This window comes from Actinoplanes sp. NPDC049681, assembly GCF_044465265.1.
Taxonomy (GTDB): Bacteria; Actinomycetota; Actinomycetes; order Mycobacteriales; family Micromonosporaceae; genus Actinoplanes.
In genome coordinates this window covers 249,073-261,637 of the sequence record NZ_JBITLP010000004.1, presented here as the reverse complement: position 1 = coordinate 261,637, position 12,565 = coordinate 249,073, and the positions used below count along the sequence as shown (strand labels likewise).

Annotated in this window: 8 protein-coding genes; 6 read left to right on the top strand and 2 right to left on the bottom strand. The window is 71.8% G+C overall.

What is annotated here, in order from left to right; genetic code table 11:
• Positions 1–72: 72 nt before the first annotated feature.
• Positions 73–2,748 (bottom strand): pyruvate, phosphate dikinase, encoded by a 2,676-nt coding sequence (gene ppdK, locus ACIBO8_RS15580; protein WP_396115880.1) that lies wholly within the window; start codon positions 2,746–2,748, stop codon positions 73–75.
• A 304-nt stretch (positions 2,749–3,052) separates the two neighbouring features.
• Here ppdK and ACIBO8_RS15575 point away from each other — a divergent pair, with 304 nt between their 5' ends.
• From ACIBO8_RS15575 to ACIBO8_RS15550, 6 genes are all read left to right on the top strand, one after another.
• Positions 3,053–5,635: a glutamate--cysteine ligase gene (locus ACIBO8_RS15575; protein ID WP_396115879.1), complete on the top strand. Its 2,583-nt coding sequence runs from the start codon at positions 3,053–3,055 to the stop codon at positions 5,633–5,635.
• A gap of 55 nt (positions 5,636–5,690) precedes the next feature.
• Complete coding sequence (locus tag ACIBO8_RS15570) at positions 5,691–7,466, top strand: N-acetylglutaminylglutamine amidotransferase (protein ID WP_396115878.1); 1,776 nt, start codon at positions 5,691–5,693, stop codon at positions 7,464–7,466.
• 20 nt (positions 7,467–7,486) lie between these two features.
• Positions 7,487–9,265 carry a S9 family peptidase gene (locus ACIBO8_RS15565; protein ID WP_396115877.1) on the top strand — a complete coding sequence of 593 codons (1,779 nt, stop codon included), beginning with the start codon at positions 7,487–7,489 and terminating at the stop codon, positions 9,263–9,265.
• A gap of 93 nt (positions 9,266–9,358) precedes the next feature.
• Positions 9,359–10,681, top strand: coding sequence for a nitrate/nitrite transporter (locus tag ACIBO8_RS15560; RefSeq protein WP_396115876.1), 1,323 nt, complete (start codon positions 9,359–9,361; stop codon positions 10,679–10,681).
• Between the two features lie 41 nt (positions 10,682–10,722).
• Positions 10,723–11,475 carry a hypothetical protein gene (locus ACIBO8_RS15555; protein WP_396115875.1) on the top strand — a complete coding sequence of 251 codons (753 nt, stop codon included), beginning with the start codon at positions 10,723–10,725 and terminating at the stop codon, positions 11,473–11,475.
• Between the two features lie 15 nt (positions 11,476–11,490).
• The gene (locus tag ACIBO8_RS15550) at positions 11,491–11,991 is read left to right on the top strand and encodes a DUF664 domain-containing protein (protein WP_396115874.1); all 501 of its coding nucleotides are present in this window, start codon (positions 11,491–11,493) and stop codon (positions 11,989–11,991) included.
• 32 nt (positions 11,992–12,023) lie between these two features.
• On the opposite strand, the gene ACIBO8_RS15545 is transcribed toward ACIBO8_RS15550, so the two are convergent.
• Positions 12,024–12,542, bottom strand: a complete 519-nt coding sequence (locus ACIBO8_RS15545) for a VOC family protein (RefSeq protein WP_396115873.1) — start codon at positions 12,540–12,542, stop codon at positions 12,024–12,026.
• Between the last annotated feature and the right edge of the window lie 23 nt (positions 12,543–12,565).

Sequence of the window (12,565 nt, the reverse complement as noted above, 5' to 3'; positions counted from 1 at the left end):
GTACGCGCGCAGACCTCAATCCCCCCGGCGGATATGGCACACAGCCCGCCGGTTCCGCCGGGGCGGATCGGGTCAGCGGCTGTCGGAGTCGCCGCCCGTGACCGCCGCGCGGCCGGCTTCCAGGCGGGCGACCGGCACCCGGAACGGCGAGCAGGACACGTAGTCCAGTCCGACCTCGTGGAAGAAGTGCACCGATTCGGGGTCGCCACCGTGCTCGCCGCAGACGCCGAGCTTCAGGTCGGGGCGGACCGCCCGGCCCTCCTCCGCGGCGATGCGGATCAGGCGGCCCACGCCGTCGCGGTCGATCGACTCGAACGGCGAGATGCCGAAGATGCCGAGCTCGAGGTAGCGCCAGAAGAACGCGCCCTCGACGTCGTCGCGGGAGAAGCCCCAGCCCATCTGGGTCAGGTCGTTGGTGCCGAAGGAGAAGAAGTCCGCGGCCTCGGCGATCTGCCCGGCGGTCAGGGCCGCGCGCGGCACCTCGATCATCGTGCCGATGAGGATCTGGACGCCGCTGTCGGCGACGACCTCGGCGACGATCTGCTCGCACTCCTGCCGGACCATCTCGAGTTCCTGCACGGCGCCGACCAGCGGCACCATGATCTCCGGGCGGGGGTTCAGGCCCTCGCCGGCGAGCTGGACCGCGGCCTCGGCGATCGCGCGGACCTGCATGGCGAACAGGCCGGGGATGACCAGGCCGAGGCGTACGCCGCGCAGGCCCAGCATCGGATTCTGCTCGTGCATCCGGCGTACGGCGTCGAGCAGGCGCTCCTCCTCGGAGTGCTCCTCGCCCCGTTCGCGGGCCACGGCGACGTTGACGGCCAGCTCCTCCAGCGACGGCAGGAACTCGTGCAGCGGCGGGTCGATGAGACGCACGGTGACCGGCAGGCCGTCCATGGCCCGGAACAGGTCGACGAAGTCGGCGCGCTGCAACGGCAGCAGGGCGGCCAGGGCCTCGTTGCGGGCGCTGTCGCCGGCCGCGAGGATCAGCCGCTCGACGAGTTCCTTGCGGTCGCCGAGGAACATGTGCTCGGTGCGGCACAGCCCGATGCCCTCCGCGCCGAAGCGCCGGGCGCGGGCCGCGTCCTCGCCGGTGTCGGCGTTGGTGCGTACGGCCAGCCGCCGCGTGGCGTCGGCGTGGCTCATGATGGTGTGCACCGCCTCGACCAGCGTCGAGTCCACCTCGTCGCCCTCGAAGTACTGGACCACCTCGGACGGGCGTACGGGCACCGAGCCCAGGTAGACGCGGCCGGTGGTGCCGTCGATCGAGATGACGTCGCCTTCGTGGACCGTACGGCCGTCCACGGTGAACTGGTCCTTGGCGATCTCCAGCTGGTCGGCGCCGCACACGCAGGTGCGACCCATGCCGCGGGCCACCACCGCCGCGTGGCTGGTCTTGCCGCCGCGCGCGGTGAGGATGCCCCGGGCGGCGATCATGCCGGCCAGGTCCTCGGGGTTGGTCTCGCGGCGTACGAGGATGACGTCCTCACCGGCGCCGGCGAGCTCGGCGGCCCGCTGGGCGCTGAACACGGCCTTGCCGGACGCGGCGCCGGGCGAGGCACCGATGCCGCGGGTGAGCGCGGTCGGCTCGGCGGACAGGTCGAAGCGCGGGAACATCAGCTGGGCCAGCTGGGCGCCCGAGACCCGGCGCAACGCCTCGTCCAGGGTGATCATGCCCTCGTTCACCAGCTGAGCGGCGATCCGGAAGGCGGCCGCGGCGGTGCGCTTGCCGACCCGGGTCTGCAGCATCCACAGCTTGCCGCGCTCGATGGTGAACTCGATGTCGCACAGGTCCCGGTAGTGGCCCTCGAGCTTGGCCATGATGCCGAGCAGCTCCTCGTAGGAGCGCGGGTCCAGGCGCTGCAGATCCTCCAGCGGCACGGTGTTGCGGATGCCCGCGACCACGTCCTCGCCCTGGGCGTTCGCCAGGTAGTCGCCGTAGATGCCCTGGGCGCCGGAGGCGGGGTCGCGGGTGAACGCGACGCCGGTGCCGGAGTCGGCGCCGAGGTTGCCGAACACCATCGCCACCACGTTCACGGCGGTGCCGAGGTCAGCCGGAATGCGTTCCTGGCGGCGGTAGAGCACCGCGCGCTCGGCATTCCAGGAGCGGAAGACGGCCTCCATCGCGAGGCGCATCTGCTCGCGGGGATCCTGCGGGAACTCATATCCGGTGTGCTTGGCGAAAATGTGCTTGTACCGGTCCACGAGGGAACGCAGGTCGGCCGCGTCCAGGTGCAGATCGTCGGTGGCACCCTTGGCTTTCTTCGCCTCTTCGAGGGCGTCGGAGAAATCCTCGCCGGGCACGTCGCAGACGGTTTTGCCGAACATCTGGATGAGCCGGCGGTACGAGTCCCAGGCGAAGCGGTCGTCGCCGCCGGCCTGGGCGGCCAGCCCCACGACGCTGGCGTCGGTGAGGCCGACGTTGAGCACCGTCTCCATCATGCCCGGCATCGAGAACGCGGCGCCGGAACGCACCGAGACCAGCAGCGGATCCTCCGGGTCGCCGAGCCGGCGGCCCATCGCGGCCTCGAGCGCGGCAAGATGCTCGTCGATCTCGGCATCGAGGCCCTCGGGGTTACGCCCGGTGGCCAGGTACGCCTGGCAGGCACGCGTGGTGACGGTGAAACCAGCCGGAACGGGGAGACCCAGGCGGGTCATCTCCGCCAGGTTCGCGCCTTTGCCGCCGAGGAGCTCCTTGAGATCCTTGTGACCTTCCGAAAAATCGTAGACGTACTTCTCCCCGGCCATTGTCGCCTCCCATTGCCACCGCGCCGAACGCTCGTTAATGGTGTCCCGGAGGGTAGGTGCGGCGCCACCGGAGGCCCTAGCCTTCGTGAAGAATTGCACAAGCTTTCGCGTGGATGGGCGCGGAAGAGCGTGCCTTCGAGCAGCCGCGCGCACGGGCCCCTGTCGCGGGCCCGCCCGTCCGGCGCCCGCCCCCGTGTCGCGGACCTCATGCTTGGCGCGAGCTGGAAATGGGCACGTCACAGGTTCGGCACATGAGCTCACGAGGCTCCGGGCCTACGGACGAGGCGACATAGGCGGGTTGTAGATGACGGAGTCACTGAGAGTCAGCGAGGGCGGCGAGGACCGCGTGACGGCGACCGAGCTGACGCTCGGCGTCGAGGAGGAGTTGCACGTCGTCGACCTGCGTACGCGCGAGCTCGTGCCCCGTGCTCCCGAGATCCTCGACCGGCTCGACGATGCGAACTTCTCCGCGGAGCTGCACCGCTCGGTCGTGGAGACCAACACCCCGGTGGCCGCCACCCTGGACGATCTGCGTGACGGCATCGTGACGCTGCGACGCGAGGCGATCGGGGTCGCGGAGTCGATGGGCCTGGGCCTGGTGGCCGCCGGCACGGTCCCTGTCGTCGACCTGGACTCCCTGCCGGTGACGCCGACCTCGCGGTACCGGCGAATGCTGGACGAATACCAGATGCTGGCCCGTGAACAGCTCATCTGCGGCGCGCAGGTGCACGTCGGGGTCCCCGACCGCGACGAGGCCGTCGCCATCACGCAGCGGGTCACCCCCGCGCTTCCCGTGCTGCTGGCACTCTCCGCGAGCTCGCCGTTCTGGATGGGTGAGGACAGCGGCTACGCCAGCGTCCGCTCCCTGGTCTGGATGCGCTGGCCGACCGCCGGCGACAGCGGGGTCGTCCGGGACGCCGCCGACCACGACGCGCTGGTGGACGACCTCATCGCCTCCGGCACGATCACCGACCCCAAGATGGTGTACTTCGACGTCCGCCCCTCGGCCCACCTGCCGACGGTGGAGCTGCGGGTCACCGACTCCAGCCCGGACGCGGACACGGTGGTGCTGCTGGCGGGTCTGTTCCGCGCCCTGGTGCTGCGCGCGCGGGAGGACCACCGCGCCGGCCGGCCGCTCGCAGCGACCCGGCCGCCGCTGCACCGGGCCGCGATGTGGCGCGCCGCCCGCTCGGGCCTGGAGGGCGACCTGCTCGACCTGCCGCGCTCGCCGGTGCCCGTACCGGCCGCGGTGGCGGTCGAGCGGCTGGTCGGCGATCTGCGCCCGGAGCTGGAGGAGCTGGGCGACTGGGAGCAGGTCTTCGACCTGTCCGTCCAGGCCCTGAGCCGGGGCAGCTCGGCCTCCCGGCAGCGGCGCGCGCTGGCCCGCCGCGGCCGCATCTCGGACGTGGTGGACCTGGTGGTCGCCGACACCCGCGGCGGCGCGACCGGCATCGGTCCCGGCGGGCAGACCGTTCCGGCGGGGCTCACCCCGTACGCGGCGGTCGGCGACGAGGCGTTCCCGGCCGGCGACGTGGTGCCGGCGTACCAGCCGATCCTGAACGTTCTGAGCGCGCTCGGGCCGGCCGGCCTGCGCCGCCGCGAGGACGCCAAGGACGACGAGCAGCGCGCCCGCGGCATCACGTTCAGCGTGGCCGGGGAGGCCGCGACCCGCCTGTTCCCGTTCGACCTGGTGCCGCGCATCGTGCCCGAAGGGGACTGGAACCGGCTGCGCGGTGGGCTGATCCAGCGGGTCCGCGCCCTCGACGCGTTCATCAACGACGTGTACGGCGAGCGCGCCGTGGTCGCCGACGGGGTCGTGCCGGGCTGGGTCATCGACGGCTCGCCCGAGCTGCGGCCCAGCGGCGCCCTGGTCAGCCGGCCGGGTACCCGGGCACAGGTGGCCGGCGTCGACCTGGTCCGCGACGGCAACGGCACGTGGTGCGTGCTGGAGGACAACCTGCGGGTGCCGTCCGGGATCGCGTACGCCATGCAGAACCGCCGGCTCACCGAGACCGTGCTGCCGGAGCTGCCCCGCCCCGCCGGCCTGCTCAGCCCCGAGGAGACGCCGCGGCTGCTCGAGCGGGCACTGGTCGACGCCGCCGGGCCGGGCGCCGGCGACGAGCCCGCCGTGGTGGTGCTGAGCCAGGGCCCCGACGACTCGGCGTGGTTCGAGCACCGGATGCTCGCCGAGGAGATGGGCGTACCCGTGGTCCGCAGCACCGAACTGCTCGTCGACGACGCCGTGGTGTACCGGATCGAGAACGGGCGCAAGCACCGCGTCGACGTGATCTACCTGCGGATGGGTGAGGACAGCCTGGTGCACTCGCCGGGCGCGGACGGGATGCCGTTGGGCCCGAGCCTGGTCACCGCCCTGAGCGCCGAATCGGTGGTGCTGGCCAACGCGCTGGGCAACGGCATCGGCGACGACAAGGCCGTCTACGCGTACGTGCCCCAGCTCATCGAGTACTACCTGGGCGAGAAGCCGCTGCTGGCCGACGTGCCGACGTACCTGTGCGGCATCCCGGAGCAGCGCGCGGAGGTGCTGGGCCGGCTCGAGGAGCTGGTCTGCAAGCCGGTCGACGGCTACGGCGGCGACCGCATCGTCATCGGCCCGCACGCGAGCCCCGGCGACCTGGCCGCCGTACGCCGGCAGATCCGCACCGCCCCGCACCGCTGGGTCGCCCAGGAGGTGGTGAACCTGTCGACCCATCCGGTGTTCGACGGTCAGGAGCTCGCACCCCGCCACGTCGACCTGCGCGCCTTCGTCTTCACCGGCAAGGAGTCGGTGGTCGCCCCCGCGGCCCTGACCCGGGTCGCCCCCGCCGGGAGCATGATCGTCAACTCCTCGCGCGGCGGCGGCAGCAAGGACACCTGGCTGCTGGGCTGAGCCCTTCACAGCCGAGAAATCCCCCCGAAACGGAAATCGTGGAGGTTGATCCATCATGTGCGGAATCGGCGGCGAGCTCAGGTTCGACGACCGGGCGGCCGACCCCGAGGCCGTCCGGCGCATGCTGCCCTGCCTGGAGTCGCGCGGCCCGGACGGCGAGGGCCTGTGGCACCGCGGCGCGGTCGCGTTCGGCCACCGGCGCCTCAAGATCATCGACCTGTCCGAGGCCGGCGGCCAGCCGATGACCGACGAGCGGCTCGGCCTCACCCTGGTCTTCAACGGCTGCATCTACAACTACCAGCAGCTGCGTGACGAGCTGCGGGGCCACGGCTACACCTTCGCCTCCACCTCCGACACCGAGGTGATCATGAAGGCGTACCACCGCTGGGGCGCCGACTGCGTGCGGCACTTCCTCGGCATGTTCGCCTTCGCGATCACCGAGCACGCCACCGGCCGGGTGATGCTGGCCCGCGACCGGCTGGGCATCAAGCCGATGTACCTCGCCGAGACCCCCGGCCGGCTGCGCTTCGCCTCCACCCTGCCCGCCCTGCTCGCCGCCGGAGGCGTCGACACGTCCATCGACAAGGTGGCGCTGCAGCACTACATGATGTTCCACTCGGTCGTGCCGGCACCGCGGACGATCGTGGCCGGCGTCCGCAAGCTGCCGCCGGCGACCGTCCGCATCATCGAGCCGGACGGTACGTCCACCTCGAACGTCTACTGGGAGGCCTCGCACACCCGCGTCGACGCCCCCACCACCCGCGAGGAGTGGGCCGAGGCGATCCACGTCAAGTTGCGTACGGCGGTCGAGCGGCGGATGGTCGCCGACGTGCCGGTCGGGGTGCTGCTCTCCGGCGGGCTCGACTCCTCGTACATCGTGGCGCTCCTGGCCGAGCAGGGGCAGCGGGGGCTGACCACCTTCTCGATCGGCTTCGAGTCCGCGGCCGGCGAGAGCGGCGACGAGTTCGCGTACTCCGACATCATCGCCAAGCAGTTCGACACCCGGCACCACCAGATCCGGATCGGCAAGGACCGTTTCCTGCCGGCGGTGGCGCGCACGGTCGCCGCGATGAGCGAGCCGATGGTCAGCCACGACTGCGTCGCCTTCAACCTGCTCAGCGAGGACGTCTCCCAGCAGGTGAAGGTCGTGCAGTCGGGGCAGGGCGCGGACGAGATCCTCGCCGGTTACAGCTGGTACCCCCCGCTCGAGGACGTGCCCCGGGACCGGGCCGTCGACGCGTACGCGAAGGAGTTCTTCGACCGCCCCCACGGTGACCTGGCCCGGCAGCTGAACCCGGAGTGGTTCCTCGACGAGGACGTCAGCCGCGAGTTCGTGGCGGCGAGCTTCGCCCGGCCCGGCGCCACCACCGCGGTCGACGCGGCGTTGCGGCTGGACTCGCAGGTCATGCTGGTCGACGATCCGGTCAAGCGGGTGGACAACATGACGATGGCGTGGGGGCTGGAGGCGCGCGTACCGTTCCTGGACCACGAGCTGGTCGAGCTCGCGGCGGCCTGCCCGCCGGAGCTCAAACTGGCCCAGGGCGGCAAGGGGGTCCTCAAGGACGCGGCCCGCGGGGTCGTGCCCGACGAGGTGATCGACCGGACCAAGGGCTACTTCCCGGTTCCCGGAATCCGGCACCTGGAAGGGCCGATGCTGGAGATGGTCCGCGAGGCGCTGCACGCACCGGCGGCCCGCGCGCGGAATCTCTTCCGCAAGGAGTACGTTGACGCGCTACTGGCCGACCCGAACACTCCTCGTACGACCCTCGGGGCGAACCAGCTGTGGCAGCTCGCCCTGCTCGAGATGTGGTTGCAGGACAAGGGGATCTAGCAAGCCGAAGGAGGACCCGGATGACCGGTCAGCTCAGCCGCGTCGACGTCACCGTGCTGCCCGAGGGCTGGACGACGAAGGGGTCCTATCCTTCGGAGGCCAGCGGCAGCTGGTCGCCGACGTTGTCGCCGGACGGCCGGCACATGGCGTACGTGTCCGACCGCAGCGGCTCGCCCAAGGTCTGGGTGCAGCCGGTCGGCAGTGAGCTCACCTTCCTGGTCGACACGGGCGAGGAACCGGTCGCGTCGGTGCACTGGTCCACGGGCGGCGGCTGGCTGGCGTGCGTGATCGCGCCCGGCGGCGCGCCGCGTACCGAGGTCTGGCTGGTCCGCCCGGACGGCTCGGCGCTGCACCAGGTCGCGGGCTTCGGCGCGGACAGCGCCGAGAACGTGCGCTGGCTGCCCGGCCGCCCGCTGCTCGCGGTGACCGAGAACCTCACCACCGCCGCCCTCGTCGACGCCGAGCGCGGCACCCGCGAGACGGTCGCCGAGGGTGACCTGATCTCCCTCTTCGACGTCTCGCCGGACCGCGGCCGCGCCCTGCTGCGGCGCGGCCCTCGTGGCGGCCGCTTCGTGGTCGTGCGCGACCCGGACGGCGTCGAGGAGTACGTGACCAGCGGCGAGCAGGCCTGCTTCGCGCCGGACGGCTCGATCTACGCCCGCGGCGACGCCGGAGAACGCCCGGTGCTGCTGCGCGCCGGCGCCGGAAGCGCCGAGGTCCTCGCCGCCTCCGAGGACGGGGAGGTGGAGGCGTTCGCGCTGACCTCCGACGGCTCCAAGGTGGCGGTGCTCTGGAACGTCGACGGTGGCCGCTCCGAGCTGACCGTGCTCTCCGCGGACACCGTCACCCGGGTGGACCTGCCGGGCACGGTGGTCTCGGGGCCGGTCTGGAGTCACGACGGCAGCACGCTGGCGTTCACCGCCGAGGGACCGGGACAGCCGCACGGCGTCTGGACCTGGGACGGCGAGCAGCTGCTGGCCGTCTCGGCCGAGGAGGCCGCACCCGGGACCGTGTACCCGACGCTGCGCCGGTTCCCGTCGCACGACGGCCTCGAGATCAGCGGCTGGCTCTTCGAACCCGCAACTGCCGGCCCGCACCCGACGGTGCTGTGGCTGCACGGCGGGCCGGAGGCGCAGGAGCGCCCGGGACACGGCCCGCTGTTCCAGTCGCTGGTCGACCGCGGCATCGCCGTGTTCGCGGCCAACGTCCGCGGCTCGTCGGGCTTCGGCCGCAGCTTCGTCAACGCCGACAACGGCCCGCTGCGCCGGGCGGCCGTCGCGGACGTCGCCGCCTGTGTCGAGCACCTCGTCGGCGCGGGCGTCGCGGATCCGGCGCGGGTGGGGTGCATGGGTCGTTCGTACGGCGGTTACCTGACGCTGGCGGCGCTCACGACGTACCCGGAGCTGTTCGCGGTGGGCATCGACGTCTGCGGCATGTCGAACTTCGCCACCTTCTACGAGCACACCGAGCCGTGGATCGCGGCGGCGGCGGTGTCCAAGTACGGCGACCCCGTCGAGGACGCCGACCTGCTGCGGGACCTGTCGCCGATCACCCGGATCGACCGGCTGCGAGCGCCGCTGATGGTGGTGCACGGGGAGAACGACAGCAACGTCCCGGTCATCGAGGCGGAGCAGGTCGTGACAGCGTTGGCGGCGCGTGGTGTGCCGCACAGATACCTGCTCTTCCCCGGGGAGGGGCACGAGCTGCTGCACCGCTCGTCGCGCGCGGAGTACCTGCGCGAGACGGTCGGCTGGCTGACCGGGCATCTGGGGGTGCCGGCCGGTTTGGGGAATCTATGACCGGGCACACGTCCGTTTTGTGACGCTCCTCGTTGGCGGTCTTGCGCCGTCCGCGGAAGGGTGGAACGCACGCAAGCGGACGGAGTGGGTTTCATGCAGGGCGGTGCCCGGGCCTGGGCGGTGTGGGCCGTCGGGCTCTCCGCGTACGTGGTGGCCGTGCTGCACCGCACGTCACTCGGCGTAGCGGGGCTGGACGCACAACATCGGTTCGCCATCGGTGCGGGAGCGCTGGCGTCCTTCGCCGTGCTGCAGCTCCTCGTCTACGCGGCCCTTCAGGTGCCCGTCGGGCTGCTGCTGGACCGGTTCGGTTCGCTGCGGCTGGTCGTGGCCGGCGCCCTGATCATGGCCTCCGGCCAGGCCCTCATGGCCTTCACCGAGGGGGTCGGCGGCGCGGTGGCCGCCCGTATCCTGGTCGGCGCCGGCGACGCGATGACCTTCATCAGCGTGTTGCGTCTGGTGCCGCAGTGGTTCCCGTCCGGGCGGGTGCCGGTGGTCACCCAGCTCACCGGCATCGTCGGGCAGCTCGGTCAGGTGCTCAGCGCCGTGCCGTTGGCGGCTCTACTGGCCGGTGCCGGCTGGACCACGGCGTTCGTCTGCGCTTCCGCGTCCGGGCTCTTCGTGGCGATCGTCGCGCTGGTGGCGATGCACGACACGCCGGATCGCCGCGTCAACTCGGGAGACCCGATCGAGTTCCGCCGGCTCGGCGCGGACCTGGCCGCCGCCTGGCGCCACCCCGGCACCCGGCTCGGGCTGTGGACGCACTTCACCAGCCAGTTCCCGGGCACGGTCTTCGCCCTGATGTGGGGTTATCCGTTCCTGGTCGCCGGGGAGGGCCTGTCCCGGGGGGTCGCGAGCACCCTGCTCACCCTCTTCGTGGTCGTCGGGATGGTGGGCGGCCCGCTGCTCGGGGTCCTGGTGCAGCGGCACCCGATGCGCCGCTCCTGGCTCGTGCTCGGGGTGATCGCCGCCGGCGGCCTCGGCTGGGGGCTGGTCATCGCGTGGCCAGGCCGCGCGCCACTGGCCGTGGTGGTGCTGCTGGTGATCGCGCTGGGCCTGGGCGGCCCGGGATCGATGATCGGTTTCGAGTTCGCCCGCACCTTCAACCCGCCCAACCGCCTGGGCACGGCCACCGGCATCGTCAACGTCGGCGGCTTCGTGGCGTCGCTGCTGACGATCATGCTGGTCGGCCTGATCCTGGACGCCCGCACGGGCGGGCACGCCGACTACGACATCGCCGACTTCAAGGCCGCCATGGCAGTGCAGTACGCGATCGGCATCATCGGCGTGGCGGGCATCCTGCGCACCCGCCGGCTGGCCCGCCAGCGGCTGGCCGCCGAGGGCATCCACGTACGTCCGCTGCGCGAGATCCTCGCCGAACGAGGATGGTTTAGTGCGCAGCGGCTCGGTAAAGGCTGAGACTTTGTGCCGACTCGACGGAGTCGCAAGGTGAGGAGGACATGAGCGAGCAGGCACCGGACCGGTTGTGGTCCGGCATCCAGATCAGCAAGGTCATCGCCGGCACGCTCGCGGCGGTCGCCGCCGCGGTGCTCGGCTCCTTCCTGGGAGTGGCCGGCACCCTGGCCGGGGCTGCGCTGGCCAGTGTGGTCGGCTCGGTCGGAACGGAGATCTTCAACAATTCCCTGAAGCGCAGCACCAAGCACCTGCAGACGGTGGCGCCGGCCTTCATCAAGGCGCCGGCCGCGGTGGGCACCCCGCCGGTCGCGGCGGCCACCGAGGAGGAGAACCCGTCGCACACGGTGCTGCCGGAACGGCGCCCGCTGGCGATCCGGTGGAAGCCGGTCCTGGCGGGAACGGCCATGGTCTTCCTCATCGCCATGGGTGCGATCTTCGCGGTGGAGGCGACCGCCGGGCGGTCCCTCGCCTCCCTCACGGGGCACAAGTCGAGCGGCAGCACGACCATAACCAGCCTCGTCTCCAAGAACGACGACTCGTCCGACAGGAACGACAAACCGGCGACCGAGGTCTCCGAGACGCCGTCCGACGACGAGTCGTCCACGCCGGACACCTCGCCCAGCGAGACGCCCGCGACGGACGCCCCGGAGCAGACGCCGGCCACCACGGAGCCGACCCCGGAGTCCACCCAGACGACCACGCAGGCGCCGGAGCAGACGCCCGCGGGCGATCAGCAGCAACCCGATCAACAGATCGCACCGCAGCAGGAGCAGGACCAGGACCCGACGACCGAATAGGAAGATGCGGACACTGTGAACGTCAGCGAACTGCTCGCCGAGGCGTACGGACGCCTGCCCGATCTGGTCGATACGGCCGTGGACGGGCTGACCGCGGAACAACTCCGCACCGCGCCGGCGGGCCGCGGCAATACGGTCGGCTGGCTCGTCTGGCACCTGACCCGGGTCCAGGACAGCCACATCGCGGAGCTGCTCGGCGAGGAACAGATATACCTCGCCGGCGGCTGGGCGTCCCGGTTCGGCCGCAAGCCCGACCCGGACGACACGGGCTACGGCCACTCTCCCGAGGACGTCGCCGCCGTCCGCCCCCAGAGCGCCGAGGCGTTGACGAACTACTACCGGGCGGTGCACGAACGCACGGTCGCCTACGTCTCGGGCCTCACCGCGGAGGAGCTCGACAGGGTGGTGGACGAGGCCTGGGATCCACCGGTCACGCTGGGCGTACGGCTGGTGAGCATCCTCGACGACGACGTCCAGCACGCGGGCCAGGCGGCCTACGTGCGAGGTCTGCTCTAGACGTTACGAGCACTGCAGCGCTCCCGCACCCATCACGGGTGCGGGAGCTTCGGGGTGCCCGCCAACCTTCGCAAGGCCGTGTCGAGGGTGCGGAAAACCACGTCCGAGCCTCCCTCCCAGACCGGGGCGGGGTCGGGCCGGCCAGGTGCCGGCGCCCGCAGCCACCACATGGTCTGCCAGCGGTCGAGCATCCTCCCGAGGATCGATCCCCCGTAGAAGGGGACCGGCTCGGTGACGGTGGTGGCCCCGCGAGCCTCCGCGCGCCGCAACACCGCCGCCACGTCGCGCACCCAGACCTGGAGGAGGCCGGGGCGCGGCGGCCATCCGTCGAGACGATCGGCGACCATCAGGTCGACCGCGCCGAGGCGCAACTGGGCGTGGATCAGCTTGCCGTCGGGCATCGAGGTTCTCGCCCCGGTGGTCTCCGCCACGCGGAACACCTCGGACACGAAGTCGATGAAGCCGGCGGCGTCGTCGACGATGACGAACGGGCTGAGCACCGGGCCGGCGGCCGGCACCGACCGGTCCGGGAGCAGGATGTCGTTGTTCATCCGGCCAGTCTCGGCGCTGAAGC

Coding starts and splice junctions, on each gene's coding strand:
- ACIBO8_RS15570 (WP_396115878.1), top strand. CDS start 5,691: ATGTGCGGAATCGGCGGCGAGCTCAGGTTCGACGACCGGGCGGCCGAC.
- ppdK (WP_396115880.1), bottom strand. CDS start 2,748: ATGGCCGGGGAGAAGTACGTCTACGATTTTTCGGAAGGTCACAAGGAT.
- ACIBO8_RS15565 (WP_396115877.1), top strand. CDS start 7,487: ATGACCGGTCAGCTCAGCCGCGTCGACGTCACCGTGCTGCCCGAGGGC.
- ACIBO8_RS15555 (WP_396115875.1), top strand. CDS start 10,723: ATGAGCGAGCAGGCACCGGACCGGTTGTGGTCCGGCATCCAGATCAGC.
- ACIBO8_RS15575 (WP_396115879.1), top strand. CDS start 3,053: ATGACGGAGTCACTGAGAGTCAGCGAGGGCGGCGAGGACCGCGTGACG.
- ACIBO8_RS15545 (WP_396115873.1), bottom strand. CDS start 12,542: ATGAACAACGACATCCTGCTCCCGGACCGGTCGGTGCCGGCCGCCGGC.
- ACIBO8_RS15560 (WP_396115876.1), top strand. CDS start 9,359: ATGCAGGGCGGTGCCCGGGCCTGGGCGGTGTGGGCCGTCGGGCTCTCC.